The organism is Paraburkholderia sp. HD33-4, assembly GCF_021390635.1.
Lineage (GTDB): Bacteria > Pseudomonadota > Gammaproteobacteria > Burkholderiales > Burkholderiaceae > Paraburkholderia.
Map to the genome: position 1 here is coordinate 514436 of NZ_JAJEJS010000001.1, position 21936 is coordinate 536371.

The following is a 21936-nucleotide window of genomic DNA, read 5'->3' on the forward strand; positions in this document are numbered from 1 at the left end:
GGTTCAAGATCGAACCGGGTTTTTTCTACGGACTGCAGACAAGCCGCCGCAGTGGCGGCGGGGCAGGCGTTCAGTTGCCGCTGCCGCGCGCGATGCGGCGCTGCCTGACCGCTTCGGCGAGGCCTTCGAGCACGGCGACGCTTTCGTCCCAGCCGATGCACGCATCGGTAACGCTCTGGCCGTAAGTAAGTTCGCGGCCTTCCTGCAGATCCTGGCGACCCGCGACGAGGTGCGACTCCACCATCACGCCGACGATCCGCTCATCACCCGCGGCGATCTGACGGCCGATGTCCGCGCACACCGGAATCTGGTTCTCGTGCTTCTTCGAGCTGTTCGCATGGCTCGCATCGATCATCAGACGCGCGGCGAGACCCGCCTTGCCGATGTCCGCGCAGGCCGCGTTGACGCTGTCGGCGTCGTAGTTCGGCGTTTTGCCGCCGCGCAGAATCACGTGGCAGTCCTCATTGCCCGCGGTCGAGACGATCGCCGAGTGGCCGCCCTTCGTGACCGACAGGAAATGGTGCGGCTGCGAGGCGGCCTTGATCGCGTCGACGGCGATCTTCACGTTGCCGTCCGTGCCGTTCTTGAAGCCGACCGGGCACGAGAGTCCCGAAGCCAGCTCGCGGTGCACCTGCGATTCGGTCGTGCGCGCGCCGATCGCACCCCACGAGATCAGATCCGCGATGTACTGCGGGCTGATCATGTCGAGGTACTCGGTGCCGGCCGGCAGACCGAGTTCGTTGATGCGCAGCAGCAGCTCGCGCGCGGTGCGCAGGCCTTCGTTGATCTTGAAGCTGTTGTCCATGTGCGGGTCGTTGATGAGACCCTTCCAGCCCACCGTCGTGCGCGGCTTTTCGAAGTACACGCGCATCACGACTTCGAGTTCGCCGGCAAAGCGCTTGCGCTGCTCGATCAGACGCCCTGCGTATTCGATCGCGGCCTTCGGATCGTGAATCGAGCACGGGCCGATCACGACGATCAGACGGTCGTCCATGCCGTGCAGAATGCGATGCATCGCGGTGCGCGAGTCGTAGATCACGTTGGACACCGTCTCGTCGCAGGCGAATTCGCGGATCAGGTGAGCGGGCGGCGTGAGTTCCTTCAATTCGCGGATGCGGACATCGTCGGTATTGTGCGGGGGCATGTTGTTCTCCTGAATCGGTTCGTAGCGTGTTCGCGCGGGTCAGATAGGGTTCGAAAAACGTGAGACGAAAAAAAACCGCCAGGCTGGCTGGCGGTTTTTCGGGAATTCTTGGTGTCCTGCGTGCACTAACACCCCTCTCGATCCGCCAGCGGTCTGAGATACCAAAAAAAGTAAAAATAAAACTTGGCGGACATGGCGAAGTGAATGCGTCGCTGGTCAAAAAAGGGTGAGTGACTTTATAACCCGGTACGGGCTCGGCTGACAAGCCGGGACGTCGAAAAATGCGGAATTTCCGCACGCTTCGCGCTTTGCGTGCACGAAGCGTGCATTCTTCGCGAAATCAGGCCGTGCCGCCGACCGTCATCCGCTCGATGCGCAGCGTCGGCTGACCGACGCCCACCGGCACGCTCTGGCCTTCCTTGCCGCACACGCCGACGCCCGAATCGAGCTTCATGTCGTTGCCGATCATCGTGACGTACTTCAGCGATTCCGGGCCGCTGCCGATCAGCGTCGCGCCCTTCACCGGATACGTGATCTTGCCGTTCTCGATCATGTACGCCTCGGAGGCCGAGAACACGAACTTGCCGTTCGTGATGTCGACCTGACCGCCGCCGAAGTTCACCGCATACAGGCCGTTCTTCACGGATGCGAGGATTTCCTGCGGGTCCTTGTCGCCGTTGAGCATGTACGTGTTGGTCATGCGCGGCATCGGCAGCGCCGCGTATGATTCGCGCCGCGCGTTGCCGGTGACCGGCATCTTCATCAGACGCGCGTTGAGCGTGTCCTGGATGTAGCCCTTCAGGATGCCGTCCTCGATCAGCGTCGTGCACTGGGTCGGATTGCCTTCGTCGTCGATATTGAGCGAGCCGCGACGGTTCGGCAGCGTGCCGTCGTCGACCACGGTGACGCCCTTCGCGGCGACCTGCTCGCCGATGCGTCCCGCGAATGCCGACGAGCCCTTGCGGTTGAAGTCGCCCTCGAGCCCGTGGCCGATCGCCTCGTGCAGCAGCACGCCGGGCCAGCCCGGGCCGAGCACGACGGTCATCGCGCCGGCCGGCGCCGGACGCGCGTCGAGATTGACGAGGGCCGCGTGTACCGCGTCGTCGACGTAGCGCGACAGCACTTCATCGGTGAAATAGCCGTAGTCGAAACGCCCGCCACCGCCGCCGCTGCCGATTTCGCGGCGGCCGTTCTGCTCGGCGATCACGGTGACCGATACCCGCACGAGCGGCCGGATGTCGGCCGCGAAGCCGCCGTCGCTGCGCGCGACGAGCACCACGTCGTATTCGCCGGCGAGGCCCGCCATGACTTGCTGGATGCGCGGGTCGCGGCCGCGCGCCATCTGCTCGATGCGCTCGAGCAGCTTGACCTTCGCGGTGGCGTCGAGCGAATGCAGCGGGTCGGACGGCAGGTACAGGTCGCGCCCGGCGATGCCGGTCAGCGACGACGCCACCTTGATCTTCTGCTTGCCACCGCCGGCCTTGGCGATCGCGCGCGTGGCGATGGCCGCCTGGCGGATCGCTTCGGGCGACAGATCGTCCGAGTACGCGAACGCGGTGCGCTCGCCCGACACGGCGCGCACGCCGACGCCCTGATCGATGCTGAAGCTGCCCGACTTCACGATGCCTTCTTCGAGACTCCACGCTTCGCTGCGGGTGGCCTGGAAGTACAGGTCCGCGTAGTCAACGCGGTGCGTGAAGATTTCGGCGAGCGTGCGCGTGAGCAGCGACTCGTCGAGACCATAGGGCGTGAGGAGGATGTCCTTGGCGGCGGCGAGATTACGGATACCGGGTTCGATGATGTTCATGCGAAGTATGTTCTGCTCGATACGAAGGGGTCGGGGAGCGCCTGCGTGGGTATATGCGTGGCAGGCGCCGCAGTTTCAATGTCGGTTTTCAGGTCAGCACGCGATGACGCCATGCCGGCAGGCTCTGCCGCACTTCGTCGATGCGCGCGCGTTCGAGGTTGCCCGCGACCACGCCAGCGCCCTCGTCGCGCACCGCGACGATCTCGCCCCACGGGTCGATCAGCATGCTGTGGCCCCAGGTGCGGCGGCCGTTTTCATGTTTGCCGCCTTGCGCCGCGGCGAGCACGTAGCACTGGTTTTCGATCGCGCGGGTGCGCAGCAGCAGTTCCCAATGCGCGCGGCCGGTCGTGTAAGTGAACGCGGACGGCACGACGATCAGCGCGCAGTCGCCCATGCGCCGGTACAGCTCGGGAAAGCGCAAATCGTAGCAGACCGACAGGCCGACCCGCCCGAATGGCGCGTCGAAGCCTTGCACCGCGGTGCCGGGGCGGATCGTGCGCGCTTCGTCGAACGATTCATCGCCTTTTTCGAAGTTGAACAGGTGGATCTTGTCGTAGCGTGCGGCTTCGTTGCCGAGTGGGTCGAACACGAGGGTCGTGTTCAGTACGCGCGACGCCTCCGGCGCCATGAGCGGCAGGGTGCCGCCGATCACCCAGACTCGGTGACGGCGCGCAGCGTCGGCAAGAAAGCGCTGGATCGGACCGTCCTGATACGGCTCGCGCACGGCGAGCTTGTCGGTGTCCTTGAAGCCCATGAAGCAAAAATACTCGGGTAGCAGCACGAGTTGCGCGCCGTCGGCGGCGGCTTCGGCGATCAGGCGCTCCGCGTCGGCGAGATTGCGATCGCGATCCGGCGTGCTGACCATCTGCAGCGCGGCGACCCGGAAGGGGCTGGCCACAGGGCCGCTGGACGTTGCGGGGGATGCCGATGAAGTGACGTGTGTTTCGCTCATGAACGTGTCGGAAGACTCCCGGCGGCCGGCGCTGTGGAGCGCGGGCACCGCATGCATGGTTCTGGGCTGGCTCGGCTGCTGTCGACGCACTGGGTCCGCGCAGCTTCCTCGTTGGCTGGCTGAATGGTTCGGAGCGCGACGCCGGAGAAAGCGGGCCGAATCGGACGGACCTTTTGGTTAGCGCCGCCGGACTCATCCAGGCGGCAAAACTCAGTGCGCTTCCACGGTCGAAGCCGGAACGTCAATCTTACCCCCTTCAGTCGTCACCCGCTCGACGTGCGGTTTCGACCACGAGCCGGTGATCGAATACTCGCGCGCGAATACGTGCGACACCCCTTGCGAGAACGCGATATCGGCGACCAGCGCGCCGAGGCCGATCAGCGGATTGACGACGGTCGCGGCGATCACCGCGGAGCCGGCGCTGATGGTCGGCACCACGTGCAGGTGCATGTCCTGGGTCTTTTGCGCGATGTCGACCGAGCCCACCATTTCGACGCGCGCCGGCGCGGTCACCATCCTGAAGTTCTCGGTGCGGGCGATGCCGTCGTGAATCTGCGCGGTACCCGTCACGCTCGAGAACGGCAGGCCCTCGCCGATCACGTCGCGGAAATTGAGCGTGGCGATGCGCGCGAGGCTTTGCAGGCTCAGCACGCCGAGCAGTGTCGCGACACCCGGATCGACCTTCAGGATCTGACCGTGGCGCAGATCGAGCGCGAGGTTGCCGTTCAGCGTCGAATAGTCGATCGTGGTCGGGCCGCCTTGCCACACGGCTTTGCCCGAGACCGAGCCGCTGCCGCTTTTGAGGGTCTTCGGCAGACCGAAGCGCTCGAGCATCGCGCCGGCGTCCTTGATGTCGAGCTTGAAGTCGAACACGGTGCGACGCGGCGTGGCCTCGTCGGCCGAGGTGGGCAGCTCGGTCGAGGTGCGCCAGTTCGCGGTCGCCGTCAGCGTCGCGGTGGGGTTCGTCACGTCGAGCTTGTCGAGCTGCCAGACCGGCACGCCGTTCTCGTCGTAGTTGTGCGCAATGACTTCGAGCCGGCCGACGTTGCGATCGCGCACGATCAGCTCGTTCACGACCAGATCGATCGACGGCATGTTCAGCGCGGGCGCCGACATCGCCGGGCCGAGCAGGTCCTGGTCCTCGACCGATGGAATCACGACGCGCGCAAAGCGCGCCTGCAGCTCGCCCGGCGACTCGCGGGTCGCCCCCGGCAGCCACGATACGTGGCCGGACACCTGGTTCGACGCGATGTTCGCCTGCCACATGCGGTCCGTGTGCGACGCGCCGACGATCACGTTGTCCCAGTGGCGCTTGAGCAGCGTCAGCATGTCGATGTGCAGCGCGAAGCGATTCGGCAGGAACTGCGTGAGCGTGGGATTCGGCGCGGCGGCGGGGGCGGCCGCGCTGCTCGCGCTGGCGGCGCTGCTGGAGGTGCTGCCGCCGTTCACGCCATTCTCCGCAGCCGCGCTCGCGCGCAGTTGCGCGGCGAGCGCGCGCCAGGCGTCGGCATTGAACTCCTTGATGTCGACCGCGGCGACCACGCCCTCGGACGGCAGGTCGGCCGGCCGGTTCACGCCGATCGCGCCGCGCACGACGGTCGGTGGCGTACGCGGCTGCGCGTTTGGCTGATAGCGCAGCAGATACGCCGCGGCGACCGGCCCGAACGTCAGGTCGGCGCGTTCGAGGCCGGCTTCGCCCGGCAGCGTCGACGGATTGACCGAGAAGTGCAGCGGCATCGGCGTGCCGGCCTGCTTTTTGAACGGCGCTGGAAAATCGAGCCCGAGGCCGCGCAGATCAGAGTTGGCGCTGACTTCCGGCAGGCGGCCCTTCGCGCCGGTGACGTTCAGCGCATACGGCGCGCTGCCGCTCATATGCGCGAGCACCTGTGCGGTCGGGCCATGCAGATGCAGCTCGCGCGCGGCATCGACGGCGACGTGGCCGTCGAGCGCGAGCGCGTATGTGCCGTCTTGCCGCAAGCCGCCGTTCGCATGCACGTCGCCGCCGAGGAACTGTCCGGAGAGCCGGTCCACCTGGGCCGTGTGTTCGGTGAAGCGCACCCGGCCGTTCAGTTGCGACAGCGGCGGCGCATTGCTCACGCTCAGGCGATTGTTCTGGAAGCCGAGCGCGCCTTCCACGCCGACATGCGGCATAGGCGTACGCGGGATCGTCAGCTTCAACGCGAGCGACGCCGGCCCTTCCGCGCGAATCTTTTCGGTCTGATGCCGCGCCATGATGCCGAGTGAGCTGCCGTTCACGTAATCGAGCATGTCGGCGAGCGGGCCGCGGCCGTTGCCCTGGATGGTCAGGTTCGAGGCTTTGGTGCCGAGGTCGTCGATGCGGCCGTTCACGTTAGTCAGCGCGAATCGCTTGTAGCGTCCGCGGTCGATGTCGAAGCGCAGCACGTTCTGCTTCAGCTCGAACACGCCGTCGATGCCGTCGAGCGGCGGCCAAACGTTTGGCGTGCCGTTGCGCATGTTGCGCGGCGGGAACGGCGTCGGATCGAACTTGCCGCCGGTGAACGGCGCGACGATGTGGAAGATGCCGGCGTCGGGGTCGCGCGCATAGGGGAACTTGGTCAGGTCGCCATGGATTTCGATCGTGCCGCCCCGCGACACGCCGGCCTGCAAGCCGTGGCCCAGGTAAATGCGCAGCTTTTCGCTGACCGCGGTCGGCAGATAGCGGGCGATGCGCGTCACCTGCGCGCGCTGGAAGTCGGCTTTCAGGTCGAGCGCGCCGCGGCCGTGGCCGGGATTGCTGTAGCTCGCGGTCGCGGTCGCGTCGACGTCGGGGTTAGACACGCGGAAATCGTTCAGCTTGACCGCGAACGCGGGACGCGTGTCACCCGGTGACTTCGTGCCCATGGTCCAGTCGGCGCGGCCGTGCAGGCGCGCGATCGTGAGACGCGGATCGTCGAACACGCCCGGCAGCGTGATCGCCACGTTGGACGTATCGAGGTTCACGTGGCCGCCTTTTTCGTCGGCGTCGACGTTGCCCCACAGGTTTTCGATGCCGGGAACGCCGGCGCGCGGGTGGCCGCGCGGCGTGAGACCCGGCCCCGGCTCCTGGGCGGCGAAGCTGATGCCCTGCAGATCGCCCTTGAAGCGATAGCGCTCGATCGGTTCCGCGCCCGTCGGCCGATGGTCGCTGCCCACTTCACCGGATTCCGGCTTGCCGCGCTCGACCTCGATCACGTAGTCGGCGACGAGCCCGCGCGGATTGATGCGCACGAGTTCGTTCAGAAAGTGCCGCGGCAACGGCAGTGCGCGGCTGAATTCGGCGAGGATGCCGAGATCGATGCGATCCCCGCTGACGCTCAGTAGCTGCCCATGCTGCTGTGACGCGGTCCGGTAGCGGCTGTCGAGGGTCCGGAAGCGCAGGATGCGTGTGAGCGGCGTGCCGTCGTCGAGCGCCGGCTGGCCGAGCTCGGCGCGCATGTCCGACAGGTGCAGCTGGTACTCGCCTTCGTCTGCGTCGACGCGCCACAGAAAGTTGGCGATCGGCACGAGCAGCTTCGGCTGGGTCGGGCGCACACGCATCGCGACGTCGTTGCCGCTCAACTGGCCGGTCGCCTGGGTCATGCGGCCTTCGCTGAAGTCGATCCAGATTGCATTGTCGATGCGGCCGGCGAACGTCTCGATCGGGAATTGGACGTAGCGCGCGAGCGTCGGCAGATCGACCGTGCCCGTCGATATGTACACCTGGCCGCTCCAGTTGATCGGCTTGCCGATCTCGGAGAGCGGCGCGTGGCGGAAGTACGTGCGGAAGTCGAGCGGGCCTTTCAGCACCCGGCCGTCGGGCGGCGCCTGCAGCGCCATGCGGTGGTCGCGGCCGTCATTGAGGATCGCGATGCGGATGTCGCGCAGCGCCAGTTCGGGTTCGTGGCGCGTCGCGTCGCGCCAGCGCAGCACGCCGCCGCGCACGACGATCGCCTGCTGACGCAACAGCCAGGTGGACAGCGCGTCGTTGCCGCTATGGCGCGTCGGCACCGGCACGCCGGCGACCGACAGCACGCCGTCGTCACTGCGCGACACCAGCACGTCCGGCTGATCGACGATCAGGCTCGACAGCGCGGGATGAAACTCCCACAGCGAGCGCCACGACACCGTCGCGGTGGCGTGCGGAATCGTCAGAGCGGGTTGGCCGTCGTGATCGCGGATGACGAGGTTCGTGACATCCAGCCCAGGCTGGAAGCCGCTCCAGTGCGGTGCGAGCCGGCCGATGGTGAACTGGGTGTGCAGCTTGTCGGAGACCGCGGCTTCGATGCGCGGGCGGAACATGTCGATGCGCGGCAGCACCACATAGCGCAAACCCAGAAACAGGCCGCCCGCGATGAAATAGAGGACGAGCGCGAGTGCGGCGAGCACGCGCAAGGTCCGACGCAGCACGAGGTGGTCGCTTCCGCTCACATGCCGGACCTGCGATGGAGCTTGCGGGTCGGCGGATTCGTTTCGCTCGGACATGCTGCGGCGGCTGGGCGTATGGTAGTTTTGCGAGTTAACGACGAAATGTATCACACGGGAAAGCGTCGGCGGACCTCCTGCAAACCCTGTCCGACGGCCCGTGACGGGGATTGGCGAGGCTGTCCGGCACGGGGTTCGGCACGCTTGCCGTAGCATGCCGATTGCGCAACCGAGCACACGACAAAGACCCCGGAACGACGCCCGGACACCGTCAGAATACCGCCGGACAAATTCGATCAAGCAACGAGCGAGCCAGATTTTTGATGACTGACGCCACCCTCCTGAGTTCCAACTATTCGCACTATGCCGCGCGCGCCGCCGCGGCCCGCCCGCAACTGGTCGCGCATGTCAGCGCGCTGGCCGACGAACCGCTGACGCGCGAGCGCATCGATGCGCGTCTCGACGCGCTGTGCGCCGAGGCGGCGGGCGCGGCCGGTGCGCCGGTTAATGAAGATGCGCTCAAGCGTGCGCTGCGCCAGCTGCGCACCGAAGTCTTCTGCGCGGTGATGGAGCGCGACCTGGCCGGCGAAGCCGACATCGCCGAAGTCACCGGCGCGATGACCGATCTCGCGGAAACCACGATCCAGCGCGCGCTGACGGTGCTGAGCGCCGAGCTCGAAGCGCTGTATGGCGAGCCGCGCGGCCCGCAGGGCGAACGGCTCACGCTCGGCGTGGTCGGCATGGGCAAGCTCGGCGGACGCGAGCTGAACGTGTCGTCGGATATCGACCTGATCTTCGTCTACGAGGACGACGGCGAGACCGCCGGCGGCCAGCGCTCGCCGCTCGCGACCCAGGAGTTCTTCACGCGTCTCGGCAAGCGTCTGATCGGCGCGCTCGCCGAAGTCACCGCCGACGGTTATGTGTTTCGCGTCGACATGCGTCTGCGGCCGAACGGCGATTCGGGGCCGCTCGTCTGCAGCCTCAGCATGCTCGAAGAGTATTTCTACGTGCAGGGCCGCGAGTGGGAGCGCTACGCGTGGATCAAGGGCCGGCTCGTGTCCGAAGGCGCGAGCGGGTCGGCGCAGCGGCTGCAGAAGCAGCTCGACGCGATCGTCACGCCGTTCGTCTATCGACGCTATCTGGACTTCGGCGTGATCAGCGCGATCCGCGCGCTGCATCTGCAGATCCGCCAGGAGGCGCAACGCCGCGCGTCGATGCGCCCCGACAAGGCCGACGACATCAAGCTCGGCCGTGGCGGCATCCGTGAAATCGAATTCAGCGCGCAGGTGTTCCAGCTGATCCGCGGCGGCCAGGACGCCGGCTTTCGCGTGCGGCCGACGCTCGCGGTGCTGCGCCACGCGGCCACGCATGGGCTGCTGGACCCGTCGGTGTGCGTGAAGCTGTCGCAGGCGTATCGCTTTCTGCGTGAGCTCGAGCATCGTCTGCAGTATCGCAACGACGCGCAGACCCACGCGATGCCCGTCGATGCCGGAGAGCGCATGGCACTCGCGCTCGCGATGGGTTGCGACGACTACGCGCAATTGATGACGAAGCTCGACGCGCATCGCGAGTTCGTCGAACAGCAGTTCGACCAGATTTTCGCCGACAAGGTGGGTGGCCGCGACGGCTGCGGCGCGCCCGAGGACGGCGCGGCCGCGTGGGTGTGGAGCAGCGCGCTCGCCGACGATAGCGCCGACGACGCGCTGCGCGCGCGCCTCGTCGAACTGGGGGTGGCCGAGCCCGGCGAACTGCTGGCGCGGCTGCAGGCGGTGTGGCGCTCGTCGCGCTACACCGGTCTGAACGAGCGCAGCCGGCAGCGCTTCGACATCGTCGCGCAGCGCGCGCTCGAAGCCGCGCGCACGCTGGAGCCGGCCGGGCGGCGCGGCGATACGGTCGCGCGCCTGTTCGATCTGCTCGAAGCGGTGAGCCGGCGCGGCGCGTATCTGGCGCTTCTGACCGAGTATCCGCAGGCGCTGCATCAGGTGCTGTCCGTGCTGGGCGGCTCGCGCTGGGCAGCCGGCTATCTGATTCGCCATCCGCAACTGCTCGACGAGCTGCTCGACGTCGAGGCGATCAACAGCCCGTTCGACTGGCCTGAATTCAAGCGTACGTTGCGTTTGCGGCTCGCCGCCGCCGACGGCATCGAGCAGCAGATGGATCTGCTGCGTCACGCGCATCAGGCCGAGGTGTTTCGCATTCTGCTGATCGACCTGGCCGGCAAGCTGTCCGTCGAGCACGTCAGCGACCGACTATCCGAACTCGCCGACGCGGTGCTCGACGTGACGATCGAAGCCGTGTGGAACCAGTTGGCCAAACGTCACCGCGAGGTGCCGCGCTTCGCGGTGATCGCGTACGGCAAGCTCGGCGGCAAGGAGCTCGGCTACGCGTCGGACCTCGACCTGATCTTCCTGTACGACGATCCCGACGATGCCGCCGCCGACGTCTACGCAACCTTCACGCGGCGTCTGATCACGTGGCTCACCACCGCGACCGGCGCCGGCACGCTGTTCGACATCGATCTGCGGCTGCGGCCGAACGGCGAGTCGGGCCTGCTCGTCACCGATCTCGACGCGTTTCGCCGCTACCAGCTACGCGAGGGCGACGCGGCGAACACCGCGTGGGTATGGGAGCATCAGGCGCTGACGCGGGCGCGCTACTGCGCTGGCGATGCCGGGATCGGCGCGAAGTTCGAGGCGATTCGTGAACAGGTGCTGACGACGCCGCGCGAAGCGACGCCGCTCGCGAAGGAGATCGTCGAGATGCGCGCGCGTGTCGAAGCGGGACACCCGAACCATACGCCGGCGCTGTTCGATCTGAAGCACGACCGCGGCGGCATGGTCGATATCGAGTTCACCGTGCAGTACTGGGTGCTGCTGCATGCGGCACGCGATCCCGAGCTGATCCGCAACACCGGCAATATCGCGCTGCTGCGTGAGGTGTCGCGTTTCGGGCTGATGAGCGAGGCGGAAGCGGAGACGGTGGGCGCCGCGTATCGGCGGTATCGCAAGCTGCAGCACACGCTGCGGCTCGACGGGATGGAGAAGGCGCGGGTCGACCCGGCGCTGGTCGCGACCGAGCGCGAGGCGGTGCTGGCGTTGTGGAAGAGGGTGTTCGGGTAAGGGCGCCGAGGCATCTCGCCTCGCGCACTCATCAGGCCTGGCCGGGATCGGTGTGACATCCCGGCCGGCTCGAATCGGGGTATGCAGAAGGTAAAGCGCGGCGCGAACAGAGGCGACGCACTTGCCTGAGCGAAACGTGAATCCTGGCGAAGCGTAAACGGAGGCGCCGCGTGAACCCGAGTCACGCGTGAAGCTAGGCAGCCAGCATTTCCTTCGCATGCCTGCGCGTGGTCGCCGTGATTTCGAGGCCGCCGAGCATGCGCGCGACTTCCTCGATGCGGCTCGACTTGTCGAGCGAAGTCACGCTGCTCAGCGTGCCGCCGCTGCCATTGCTCATCTTTGCGACCTGGAAATGATGATCGCCGCGCGCAGCGACCTGCGGCAGGTGGGTCACGCACAACACCTGGCGCGCCTCACCGAGCTGATGCAATAGCCGCCCGACCACTTCGGCCACGCCGCCGCCGATGCCAGTATCCACTTCGTCGAAGATCAGCGTCGGTGTGGGGCTCGCCGCGCTTGCGATCACCGCGAGCGCGAGGCTGATACGCGCGAGCTCGCCGCCCGACGCAACCTTCGCGAGCGGCCGCAGCGGCACCCCGGCGTGGCCGGCCACGCGAAACTCGATCTGCTCGAGCCCATGCGCGCCGCCTTCGGGCAGCGGCACCAGCGCGACTTCGAAGCTGCCGCCTTTCATCGACAGTTCCTGCATGCCGGTCGTGACCGCCTCGCCGAGCGCCTTGCCTGCTTTCGCGCGTGCCTTCGACAGTTTTTTCGCCTCGGCGACGAACACTTCCTTCGCTTGCGCCTCGGCGGCGCGGAGGCCCTCGAGGTCGGCGGCGGCGTCGAGCGCGGCCAACTGCTTGCGTCGCGCTTCGTGTTCTTCCGGCAGCGTCTCCGGCTGCAGACGGAATTTGCGCGCGGCCGAGTGCAGCGCGTCGAGGCGCTTTTCGACCTGCGCGAGCCGCTCAGGATCGAGTTCGAGCTTCTGCGCGTAATGGCTCAGCGAATAGGCCGCTTCCTGCAACTGGATTTCGGCCGGCTCGAGCGCGGCGAGCACGTCGTTCAGCGCCGGGTCGATCTCCGCGAGGTCGCGCACCTTCGACACGATCGAGCCGAGATGCGTGATCATCGCGTCGTCCGATTCGGACAGCGCGCCGAGCGCACCCTGCACGCCGTCGATCAGATTCGCGGAATGCGACAGCCGCCGATGCTCGGTGTTGACCTCTTCCCATTCGCCCGGCTGCGGTGCGAGCTTGTCGAGTTCGGTGAGTTGCCACGCGAGTCGCTCGCGTTCGAGTTGCAGCTCGCGATCGCGCGTTTGCGCGTGCTCGACCGCCTGCGCCTTGTCGCGCCACGTGCGCCACCCGCGCGTCACTGCCGCGGCCATCTCGGACAGGCCCGCGTGTGTGTCGAACAGCTCGCGCTGCGCGTCCGGGCGCATCAGCAGCTGGTGCGCGTGCTGACCGTGAATATCGACGAGCATTTCGCCGACCTCGCGCAGCTGCGCGAGCGTGGCCGCCGTGCCGTTGATGAACGCGCGCGAGCGGCCGTTCGCGTCGACCACCCGCCGCAGCATCACGGTGTCGCCGTGCTGGCCGTCGTTCGCGGCGCCGAGCGCCTGCGCGTCGAGCCATTGATCGACCTGCGCGTGCGTTTCGAACTCCGCGGTGATGTCGGCGCGGCTCTCGCCGGTGCGCACGACGCTCGCCTCGGCGCGCGCGCCCAGCGCGAGCGCGAGCGCGTCGATCAGGATCGATTTGCCGGCGCCGGTTTCGCCCGAGAAAACGGTAAAGCCGCTGTCGAATTCGAGGTCGAGCGCGGCGACGATGACGAAGTCGCGTATCGAGAGGTGGCGAAGCATGGAGGTCGTCGGGTGAGCTTGGGATTCGGGTGGCGGCCGCGGCGGCGTGCGCGATTCAAAGCGTCGCTTACGGCCTCGGGTCTTCTTCGTGCGACGGGTACTCGTGCCAGTGCAGCTTTTTGCGCAGCGTCGCGTAATAGCTGTAGCCGACCGGATGCAGCATCGGCACCGTGTGACGCGAACGGCGCACCTCGATCGTGTCGCCGAGCTCTAGCGACGTGAACGATTGCATGTCGAAATTGACGTTCACTTCGCGCCCGGACACGATCTGGATGCTGACCTTCGAGTCGTCGGGCAGCACGATCGGCCGGTTCGACAGCGCGTGCGGCGCGATCGGCACGAGCACGAAGCCCTGCAACTGCGGATGCAGAATCGGCCCCTGCGACGACAGCGCGTACGCGGTCGAGCCGGTCGGTGTCGCGACGATCAGGCCGTCCGAGCGCTGGTTGTACATGAAGCGGCCGTCGACCGACACGCGCAGCTCCGCCATGCCCGAAAAACCGCTCCGGTTGACCACCACGTCGTTGAACGCGAGCGCGTGGTAGATCGGCGTGCCGTCGCGCACGATGCGCGCTTCCAGAAGCACGCGCTCCTCGCGCTCGAAGTTGCCCGACAGCATTTGCGGCACGATCTCGCGCATGTCCGAGATCGGAATGTCGGTGATGAAGCCGAGCCGTCCGTGGTTGATGCCGATCAAGGGCGTGCGATACGGCGCGAGCTGGCGGCCGAAGCCGAGCATCGTGCCGTCGCCGCCGAGCACCACGGCGACGTCCGCACGCGCGCCGATCTCGGCGGGACGCAGCGCCGGATAGTCGGTTACGCCGATTTCGGCGGCGGTGTCGGCTTCGAACACGACTTCGAAGCCGAGCTTCGCGATGCACCCGGCGAGCGCGGTCAGCGGCTCGCCAATGCCTGGCGTATTGCTGCGCCCGACGAGCGCGACGGTCTTGAACTGGCTGGTCACTTGCATGCCGGCATTACACCATAGGTAGGGCCTGAAAAGAACCGCAGACCGACCCGGTAGTGGGCCGGCGCACACGGGGCGTCTGCGTATGTCGCGATTATCGTTAGAATGGTGTAGACCTGATGACATGCGAGCCCACCGAGGGCGGCGCATTCGCCGGGAGCGGGCGCCGCGGGCGCTCGCGGCTGCGATGCCATTGAGCTAAAATTTTTCGTCATGCTAGATCCTCGCGCACAAACCCTCCTCAAAACGCTGATTGAGCGCTACATCGCCGAAGGTCAGCCGGTCGGCTCGCGCACGCTGTCACGTTACTCGGGCCTCGAACTAAGCCCGGCCACGATCCGCAACGTGATGTCGGACCTCGAGGATCTGGGGCTCGTGATCAGTCCGCATACGTCGGCGGGGCGCATTCCGACGCCACGCGGCTACCGTCTGTTCGTCGACACGATGCTGACGGTCGAGTCCGCCGCCGACGAGGAGGCGGTGATGCGCGCCGTCAAAACCACGCTGCAGGTCGGCGAGCCGCAGAAGATCGTCGCCGCGGCGGCGAGCGTGCTGTCCAACCTGTCGCAGTTCGCCGGCGTCGTGCTCACCCCGCGCCGCAGCCACGTGTTCAAGCAGATCGAATTCATGCGCCTGTCCGACAAGCGCATCCTGCTGATCATCGTGACGCCCGAAGGCGACGTGCAGAACCGCATCCTCGCCACCCAGCGCGACTTTTCGCCGTCGCAGCTGGTGGAAGCCTCCAATTACATCAACGCGCACTTCGCGGGCCTCTCGTTCGACGAAGTGCGCCGCCGCCTGCGCGGGGAAATCGACGAGCTGCGTGGCGACATGACCTCGCTGATGCACGCGGCCGTCACCGCGAGCACCGACGAATCCGACGCCGGAGAGACCGTGCTGATCTCGGGCGAGCGCAATCTGCTCGAAGTCGCCGATCTTTCGTCGGACATGGCGCGGCTGCGCAAGCTGTTCGATGTGTTCGACCAGAAGACCAGCCTCCTGCAGTTGCTCGACGTGTCGAGTCACGCGGCGGGCGTGCAGATTTTCATCGGCGGCGAGTCGACTCTGGTGCCGATCGAGGAAATGAGCGTCGTCACCGCGCCGTACGAGGTGAACGGCAAGATCGTTGGCACGCTCGGCGTGATCGGGCCGACCCGCATGGCCTACAACCGCGTGATTCCGATCGTGGACATCACTGCGCGGCTGTTGTCCATGACGCTCAGCCAGCAGTAGTCCTCGCGCTGCGTGGAACTGCCGTCATCGCAGCCCGTGCCGGTCATGATGCGCGAACGCGCTGCGTCTGCCAATCGTCCGAATGGCCAGGGGGGTCTGGCGGCGCCCGGCAGAACCCGCGCCGCTATAATGAATCTCCATTGAATCGACTCGCCGCGTGAAGCGGTGATTTTCTGCTGCCTATGCGCTTCGACCTCGAGCGGCCATCACAGAACGCCACGTCGCATCGCGTCGCCGTGTTGCTGATCAATCTCGGCACGCCCGATGCGCCGACGCCTCGCGCGGTGCGCCGCTACCTCGCGCAGTTCCTGTCCGATCCTCGCGTGGTCGAAATTCCGGCGTTGCTGTGGCAGCTGATTCTGCGTCTGTTGATTCTGCCGTTTCGCGGCCGCAGCTCCGCGAAGAAGTACGCGGCGGTGTGGATGCCCGAGGGCTCGCCGCTGCGCGTGCATACCGAAAAGCAGGTCGAGGGCCTGCGCCATCTGCTGCAACTGAACGACTACACGGTGCTGGTCGAGTACGCGATGCGTTATGGCACGCCAGGCATTCCGGCCATGCTGAACCAGCTGAAGCTCGCGGGCGCCGAGCGCGTGCTGCTGATGCCGATGTATCCGCAATATTCGGCGTCGAGCACCGCGACCGCGTTCGACGAAGCGTTTTCCGCGCTCAGGCGCATGCGCAATCAGCCGGAAATCCGCACGGTGCGCCAGTACGCGGATCACCCGGCGTATATCGCCGCGCTCGCCGCGCAGGTGCATCACTACTGGCATCTGCACGGCCGCCCCGATTTCGCGGCGGGCGACAAGCTCGTGCTGAGTTTTCACGGTGTGCCCAAGCGCACGCTCGACCTCGGGGACCCGTACCACGAGCAATGTCAGCAGACCGCCGCGCTGCTGATGCAGGCGCTCGAATTGACCCCGGTCGAATGCCGCATCACGTTCCAGTCGCGCTTCGGCAAGGCCGAATGGCTGCAGCCCTACACGGCGCCGACGTTGAAGGAACTCGGCGCGGCAGGCGTGCGGCGTGCTGACGTGTTTTGCCCGGGTTTCACCGCCGACTGCCTCGAAACGGTCGAGGAAATCGGCATGGAAGTGCGCGACGAATTTCTGCATGCGGGCGGCAAGGAGTTTCACCGGATCGCCTGTCTGAACGCGTCGCAGCCGTGGGTTGCCGCGCTCGGTGAGATAGTCGCGCAACATCTGCAGGGCTGGCCGGTGCAGGCGGTGCCGGTGCCGCACACCACAGGAGCTTGAATACGCAGATGAACTACCGCATTTCAACCGAACCGGGCGCGAAGCTGCGCATCGACAAATGGCTGTGGGCCGCGCGCTTTTTCAAGACGCGTTCGCTGGCCGCGGATGCGGTCGACAAGGGGCGGGTGCGCATCGGCGGCGCGGCCGTGAAGCCGGCCAAGGACGTGCGTGTCGGCGATCTGGTCGAAATCGAGATCGAGCGCTACGTGTGGCAGGTCGAGGTACTGGGCGTGTGCGACGTACGCGGTCCGGCGAGCGTCGCGCAGACGCTTTATGTGGAAACCGCGGAGAGCAAGGCGAAGCGGCAGGTCGAGCAGGAGCGGCGCAAGGTGTACCACGAGCCGGCCGCCGTGCTGCAGGGGCGACCGACCAAACGCGACCGGCGCACTATCGACAGATTTTCGCGTGGGGATTGAAAAATTGCTCCACGGTGGCGTGCGCGCCGCCGTACTCGGTGGTGTGGTCATTGACCGCACCGGACATGCAGATGGTCGTGGTGCCCGCGATCAGTACCAGTGCGACCACCCCGATTGCAACGGTCAGTTTCACGGTACTCCCCCTGGTGGGCTGAAACAGGCTATCGGAACGACTGTCAGGTATCGGTAAGGCTTACGTCAGATTAGGGTTAACGTGGCGTTGCCGCTCCATGAGTGGAGAATAGGTCAGTTGCGGGCTGCACTCAATCCCTATCTGATTGCGCCACGTTAATCCTTGTTACGGCGCATTTCGCATGCACGACGGTGGTGCGAAAAAACGCTGGGAACCGCTTGAAACGGCATTTTCAGGCCCCATCTGGGGTCCGGTCTGGCGGATCCGCGCGAAGAACGCGTGGCGCGATTGTGCGAAGCACGAATCGCCCCGCGCTGGAACGGCTTTTACCGCCTTTGGCTTTTACTTTTTAACGACTTTTCAGCGACATGGAAAACACGCAAGAGAACCCGACGAGCCAGAATCCCACGCCCGCCGACGAAGCCGCGCGCCAGGCCGCCGAGGCCGCCGGGGCCGCTGCTCAGCAGCAGGACACCGGCGCCGCCACTGAACCTGCCCAGGCAGCCGGCGAGCAGGCGCTGGCCGACGCTCAGGCGAAGATCGCCGAGCTGCAGGAAAGCTTTCTGCGCGCGAAGGCCGAAACCGAAAACGTGCGCCGTCGCGGGCAGGAAGACGTCGCCAAGGCGCACAAGTTTGCGATCGAGAGCTTCGCCGAGCATCTGCTGCCGGTCGTCGACAGTCTCGAGGCGGCCGTTGCCCATTCGTCCGACGACCTGCAGAAGGTCCGCGAAGGCGTCGAACTCACTCTGCGCCAGTTGAGCGGCGCGCTCGAGAAGGGCCGCGTCGTGGCGATCAATCCGGTCGGCGAAAAGTTCGACCCGCATCGCCATCAGGCCATTTCGATGGTGCCGGCCGACCAGGAGCCGAACACCGTCGTCGCTGTGCTGCAAAAGGGCTTCGTGATTGCGGATCGCGTGCTGCGTCCCGCGCTCGTGACCGTCGCGGCGCCGAAGTAAGCACGTCGGCGCGCACTTCGGGCGTTTGCGCCTGCGGGGCCCGCGGCGCCTGCGTCGTCGCATCGCGTCGCAAAAGATCCAGTCGAATCAGGCACTTCCGGCAAACCACGCCGGGGGCGCCGTGCAGGCTGACGGAGCGGGCTCGCAGCAAAGATTCGGCAGCGCGCCCCGTGATTGAAAAAAATTAAAGACCGCATCGCAAAAGAGGTCTTGAAAACGATGTGGCCGCACTTATTTTGAGTGCAGGTATGAATTCAGAGCGGATAGTCCGGCCGCCAGATGGGCCAACCGGGCGCTTTCCGCAGCGATCAAAGTCAGGAGATTTGTAAAAATGGGCAAAATCATCGGCATCGACCTCGGCACGACCAACTCGTGCGTGGCGATCATGGAAGGCAACTCGGTCAAGGTCATCGAGAACTCGGAAGGCGCGCGCACCACGCCGTCGATCATCGCTTACATGGAAGACAGCGAGATCCTGGTCGGCGCGCCGGCCAAGCGTCAGTCGGTCACCAATCCGAAGAACACGCTGTACGCGGTCAAGCGCCTGATCGGCCGCCGCTTCGAAGAAAAGGAAGTGCAGAAAGACATCGGTCTGATGCCGTACAAGATCATGAAGGCCGACAACGGTGACGCATGGGTCGAAGTGCGCGAACAGAAACTCGCGCCGCCGCAAATCTCCGCCGAAGTTCTGCGCAAGATGAAGAAGACCGCTGAGGACTACCTCGGCGAGACCGTCACGGAAGCCGTGATCACGGTGCCGGCGTACTTCAACGACAGCCAGCGTCAGGCAACCAAGGACGCCGGCCGCATCGCCGGTCTGGAAGTCAAGCGGATCATCAACGAACCGACCGCCGCGGCTCTCGCGTTCGGTCTGGACAAGGCTGAAAAGGGCGACCGCAAGATCGCGGTGTACGACCTGGGCGGCGGTACGTTCGACGTGTCGATCATCGAAATCGCAGACGTCGACGGCGAAATGCAGTTCGAAGTGCTGTCCACGAACGGCGATACGTTCCTCGGCGGCGAAGACTTCGACCAGCGCATCATCGACTACATCATCGGCGAGTTCAAGAAGGAGCAGGGCGTCGATCTGTCGAAAGACGTGCTCGCGCTGCAGCGCCTGAAGGAATCGGCTGAGAAGGCGAAGATCGAACTGTCGTCGAGCCAGCAGACCGAAATCAACCTGCCGTACATCACGGCGGACGCATCGGGTCCGAAGCACCTGAACCTGAAGATCACGCGCGCCAAGCTGGAAGCGCTGGTCGAAGACCTGATCGAACGCACCATCGAGCCGTGCCGTGTCGCGATCAAGGACGCTGGCGTGAAGGTCGGCGAAGTCGACGACGTGATCCTGGTCGGCGGTATGACCCGTATGCCGAAGGTGCAGGAAAAGGTGAAGGAATTCTTCGGCAAGGATCCGCGCCGTGACGTGAACCCGGACGAAGCCGTGGCCGTTGGCGCCGCGATCCAGGGCCAGGTTCTGTCGGGCGACCGCAAGGACGTTCTGCTGCTCGACGTGACCCCGCTGTCGCTCGGCATCGAAACGCTCGGCGGCGTGATGACGAAGATGATCAACAAGAACACCACGATCCCGACCAAGCACGCACAGGTTTACTCGACGGCTGACGACAATCAGAGCGCCGTGACGATCAAGGTGTTCCAGGGCGAGCGCGAAATGGCAGCGGGCAACAAGCTGCTCGGCGAGTTCAACCTCGAAGGCATTCCGCCGGCACCGCGCGGCGTGCCGCAGATCGAAGTGAGCTTCGACATCGACGCGAACGGCATTCTGCACGTCGGCGCGAAGGACAAGGCGACCGGCAAGGAAAACCGCATCACGATCAAGGCGAACTCGGGTCTGTCCGAAGCTGAAATCGAGAAGATGGTGAAGGACGCCGAAGCGAACGCGGAAGAAGATCACAAGCTGCGTGAGCTGGCCGACGCCCGCAACCAGGGTGACGCGCTCGTCCACAGCACGAAGAAGGCGCTGACCGAGTACGGCGACAAGCTCGAAGCCGGCGAGAAGGACAAGATCGAAGCCGCGTTGAAGGACCTCGAAGACACGCTGAAGAGCAACTCGAGCGATAAGGCTGCGATCGAAGCGAAGATCGAAGTGGTGGCCACGGCCTCGCAGAAGATCGGCGAGAAGATGTATGCCGACATGCAGGCTGCGCAAGGTGCCGAAGCGGCAGCGGGCGCGGCGGGCGGTGCCGGTGCATCGGCGGGCGCGAGCCAGCAGGCCGACGACGTGGTCGACGCTGACTTCAAGGAAGTGAAGAAAGACTAAAGCCAGGTCGGCATCCGACCGTAAAGCCGTGCACAGCAGTGTGTGCGGCCCGGCTGCACAACAGGGGCGCCCTTGGGGCGCCTCGAGTGCAAGAGCGGTTTTCGCGCCTGGCGAGCCCTTTGGGCTCTCCGGGCACGTTCGTTTTATGGAGGGCGTTGTTTTGAACCGTGGGCAAGCGCGGCGCAGACAGCGGCCGGACGAGTCGTGAGACTCCACAGCATTCACAAGGAGCTACCGCGTCGCTTTGCGCGGCGGCGTTGAACCGATATGGCGAAACGGGATTACTACGAGGTTCTGGGCGTCGCAAAGAACGCGAGCGACGACGAAATCAAGAAGGCTTATCGCAAGCTCGCGATGAAGCACCACCCCGACCGCAATCCGGGCAACAAGGATGCGGAAGAGCATTTCAAGGAGGTGAAGGAAGCCTATGAAATGCTGTCGGATTCGCAAAAGCGCGCCGCGTACGACCAGTACGGTCACGCGGGCGTCGATCCGAACATGGGTGGGGCTGGTGCGCAAGGTTTCGGCGGCTTCGCCGATGCATTCGGCGACATCTTCGGCGACATCTTCGGCCAGGCGGCCGGCGGTGCCGCTCGCGGCGGCGGCCGCGCGGGCCCGCAGGTGTACCGCGGAGCCGATCTGCGCTACAGCATGGAAATCACGCTCGAGCAGGCCGCACACGGCTACGACACGCAGATTCGCGTGCCGAGCTGGGTCTCGTGCGAAGTCTGTCACGGCTCGGGCGCGAAGCCGGGCACCAAGCCGGACACCTGCCCGACCTGTAGCGGCTCGGGTTCGGTGCGCATGTCGCAGGGCTTCTTCAGCATCCAGCAGACTTGCCCGAAGTGCCACGGCACCGGCACCTACATCCCCGATCCGTGCAATCACTGCCACGGCGCGGGCAAGGTGAAGGAAACCAAGACGCTCGAAGTGAAGATTCCGGCCGGTATCGACGACGGCATGCGCATCCGCTCGGCCGGCAACGGCGAGCCGGGCATCAATGGCGGTCCGTCGGGCGATCTGTACGTCGAGATTCATATCAAGCAGCACTCGGTGTTCGAGCGTGACGGCGACGATCTGCATTGCCAGATGCCGATCCCGTTCACTACCGCGGCGCTCGGCGGCGATATCGAGGTGCCGACGCTCGCCGGTCGCGCCAGCTTCACGGTGCCGGAAGGCACGCAGTCGGGCAAGACGTTCCGTCTGCGCGGCAAGGGCATCAAGGGGCTGCGTTCGAGCATCGCCGGCGATCTTTACGTGCACGTGCAGGTCGAAACGCCGGTCAAGCTCACCGAAGGGCAGCGCGATCTGCTCAAGCAGTTCGAAAAGGCGCTCGTGGAAGGCGGTGCGCGGCATAGTCCGCAAAGCAAGAGCTGGTTCGACCGGGTGAAGAGCTTTTTCGATTGATCTGAT

At 65.7% G+C, this 21936-nt stretch carries 15 protein-coding genes; 8 read left to right on the forward strand and 7 right to left on the reverse strand.

Going from position 1 to position 21936, the window contains the following annotated elements; translation table 11 throughout:
* Nucleotides 1–70: 70 nt before the first annotated feature.
* Nucleotides 71–1144: a 3-deoxy-7-phosphoheptulonate synthase AroG gene (gene aroG, locus L0U84_RS02360; protein WP_233847314.1), complete on the reverse strand. Its 1074-nt coding sequence runs from the start codon at nt 1142–1144 to the stop codon at nt 71–73.
* A gap of 59 nt (nt 1145–1203) precedes the next feature.
* Here aroG and L0U84_RS02365 point away from each other — a divergent pair, with 59 nt between their 5' ends.
* Nucleotides 1204–1374 carry a hypothetical protein gene (locus tag L0U84_RS02365; protein WP_168991410.1) on the forward strand — a complete coding sequence of 57 codons (171 nt, stop codon included), beginning with the start codon at nt 1204–1206 and terminating at the stop codon, nt 1372–1374.
* Between the two features lie 110 nt (nt 1375–1484).
* Here L0U84_RS02365 and tldD read toward each other — a convergent pair whose 3' ends face one another.
* The 3 genes from tldD to L0U84_RS02380 all read right to left on the reverse strand — a co-directional run bounded on the left by tldD (nt 1485) and on the right by L0U84_RS02380 (nt 8364).
* A complete protein-coding gene (tldD, locus tag L0U84_RS02370; protein WP_233847329.1) occupies nt 1485–2951 on the reverse strand; it encodes a metalloprotease TldD in 1467 nt (488 codons plus the stop codon).
* Between the two features lie 88 nt (nt 2952–3039).
* Nucleotides 3040–3903, reverse strand: coding sequence for a carbon-nitrogen hydrolase family protein (locus tag L0U84_RS02375; protein ID WP_233847331.1), 864 nt, complete (start codon nt 3901–3903; stop codon nt 3040–3042).
* Nucleotides 3904–4113: 210 nt separating this feature from the next.
* Nucleotides 4114–8364, reverse strand: coding sequence for a YhdP family phospholipid transporter (locus L0U84_RS02380; protein ID WP_233847333.1), 4251 nt, complete (start codon nt 8362–8364; stop codon nt 4114–4116).
* A gap of 263 nt (nt 8365–8627) precedes the next feature.
* On the opposite strand from L0U84_RS02380, the gene glnE reads away from it, so the two are divergent.
* Complete coding sequence (glnE, locus tag L0U84_RS02385) at nt 8628–11423, forward strand: bifunctional [glutamate--ammonia ligase]-adenylyl-L-tyrosine phosphorylase/[glutamate--ammonia-ligase] adenylyltransferase (protein ID WP_233847335.1); 2796 nt, start codon at nt 8628–8630, stop codon at nt 11421–11423.
* Nucleotides 11424–11616: 193 nt separating this feature from the next.
* On the opposite strand, the gene recN is transcribed toward glnE, so the two are convergent.
* Nucleotides 11617–13284 carry a DNA repair protein RecN gene (recN, locus tag L0U84_RS02390; RefSeq protein ID WP_233847343.1) on the reverse strand — a complete coding sequence of 556 codons (1668 nt, stop codon included), beginning with the start codon at nt 13282–13284 and terminating at the stop codon, nt 11617–11619.
* A 67-nt stretch (nt 13285–13351) separates the two neighbouring features.
* The gene (locus L0U84_RS02395; protein WP_233847345.1) at nt 13352–14254 is read right to left on the reverse strand and encodes an NAD kinase; all 903 of its coding nucleotides are present in this window, start codon (nt 14252–14254) and stop codon (nt 13352–13354) included.
* 210 nt (nt 14255–14464) lie between these two features.
* Between L0U84_RS02395 and hrcA the strand changes: the two genes are divergently transcribed.
* The 3 genes from hrcA to L0U84_RS02410 all read left to right on the forward strand — a co-directional run bounded on the left by hrcA (nt 14465) and on the right by L0U84_RS02410 (nt 17153).
* Nucleotides 14465–15484, forward strand: a complete 1020-nt coding sequence (hrcA, locus tag L0U84_RS02400) for a heat-inducible transcriptional repressor HrcA (RefSeq protein WP_233847347.1) — start codon at nt 14465–14467, stop codon at nt 15482–15484.
* Between the two features lie 182 nt (nt 15485–15666).
* On the forward strand, nt 15667–16737 hold the full coding sequence (gene hemH / locus L0U84_RS02405) for a ferrochelatase (RefSeq protein WP_233847349.1): 1071 nt from the start codon (nt 15667–15669) through the stop codon (nt 16735–16737).
* Nucleotides 16738–16745: 8 nt separating this feature from the next.
* The gene (locus L0U84_RS02410) at nt 16746–17153 is read left to right on the forward strand and encodes an RNA-binding S4 domain-containing protein (RefSeq protein WP_129956960.1); all 408 of its coding nucleotides are present in this window, start codon (nt 16746–16748) and stop codon (nt 17151–17153) included.
* On the opposite strand, the gene L0U84_RS02415 is transcribed toward L0U84_RS02410, so the two are convergent.
* Entirely contained in the window at nt 17125–17286 is a 162-nt protein-coding gene (locus L0U84_RS02415; RefSeq protein WP_168991409.1) for a hypothetical protein, read from the reverse strand. The two genes, L0U84_RS02410 and L0U84_RS02415, sit on opposite strands and share 29 nt — an antisense overlap.
* Nucleotides 17287–17654: 368 nt before the next feature.
* Here L0U84_RS02415 and grpE point away from each other — a divergent pair, with 368 nt between their 5' ends.
* The 3 genes from grpE to dnaJ all read left to right on the forward strand — a co-directional run bounded on the left by grpE (nt 17655) and on the right by dnaJ (nt 21930).
* Nucleotides 17655–18242 (forward strand): nucleotide exchange factor GrpE, encoded by a 588-nt coding sequence (gene grpE, locus L0U84_RS02420; RefSeq protein WP_233847351.1) that lies wholly within the window; start codon nt 17655–17657, stop codon nt 18240–18242.
* Between the two features lie 331 nt (nt 18243–18573).
* Nucleotides 18574–20523, forward strand: coding sequence for a molecular chaperone DnaK (gene dnaK, locus L0U84_RS02425; protein WP_233847353.1), 1950 nt, complete (start codon nt 18574–18576; stop codon nt 20521–20523).
* A gap of 267 nt (nt 20524–20790) precedes the next feature.
* Entirely contained in the window at nt 20791–21930 is a 1140-nt protein-coding gene (dnaJ, locus tag L0U84_RS02430; RefSeq protein ID WP_129956957.1) for a molecular chaperone DnaJ, read from the forward strand.
* Nucleotides 21931–21936 lie beyond the last annotated feature (6 nt).

Bases quoted from the DNA above. Each gene is read 5' to 3' on its own strand.
- recN (WP_233847343.1), bottom strand. From the start codon at position 13,284: ATGCTTCGCCACCTCTCGATACGCGACTTCGTCATCGTCGCCGCGCTC.
- hrcA (WP_233847347.1), top strand. From the start codon at position 14,465: ATGCTAGATCCTCGCGCACAAACCCTCCTCAAAACGCTGATTGAGCGC.
- tldD (WP_233847329.1), bottom strand. From the start codon at position 2,951: ATGAACATCATCGAACCCGGTATCCGTAATCTCGCCGCCGCCAAGGAC.
- L0U84_RS02380 (WP_233847333.1), bottom strand. From the start codon at position 8,364: ATGTCCGAGCGAAACGAATCCGCCGACCCGCAAGCTCCATCGCAGGTC.
- hemH (WP_233847349.1), top strand. From the start codon at position 15,667: ATGCGCTTCGACCTCGAGCGGCCATCACAGAACGCCACGTCGCATCGC.
- L0U84_RS02375 (WP_233847331.1), bottom strand. From the start codon at position 3,903: ATGAGCGAAACACACGTCACTTCATCGGCATCCCCCGCAACGTCCAGC.
- aroG (WP_233847314.1), bottom strand. From the start codon at position 1,144: ATGCCCCCGCACAATACCGACGATGTCCGCATCCGCGAATTGAAGGAA.
- dnaK (WP_233847353.1), top strand. From the start codon at position 18,574: ATGGGCAAAATCATCGGCATCGACCTCGGCACGACCAACTCGTGCGTG.
- L0U84_RS02395 (WP_233847345.1), bottom strand. From the start codon at position 14,254: ATGCAAGTGACCAGCCAGTTCAAGACCGTCGCGCTCGTCGGGCGCAGC.
- L0U84_RS02410 (WP_129956960.1), top strand. From the start codon at position 16,746: ATGAACTACCGCATTTCAACCGAACCGGGCGCGAAGCTGCGCATCGAC.
- glnE (WP_233847335.1), top strand. From the start codon at position 8,628: ATGACTGACGCCACCCTCCTGAGTTCCAACTATTCGCACTATGCCGCG.
- grpE (WP_233847351.1), top strand. From the start codon at position 17,655: ATGGAAAACACGCAAGAGAACCCGACGAGCCAGAATCCCACGCCCGCC.
- dnaJ (WP_129956957.1), top strand. From the start codon at position 20,791: ATGGCGAAACGGGATTACTACGAGGTTCTGGGCGTCGCAAAGAACGCG.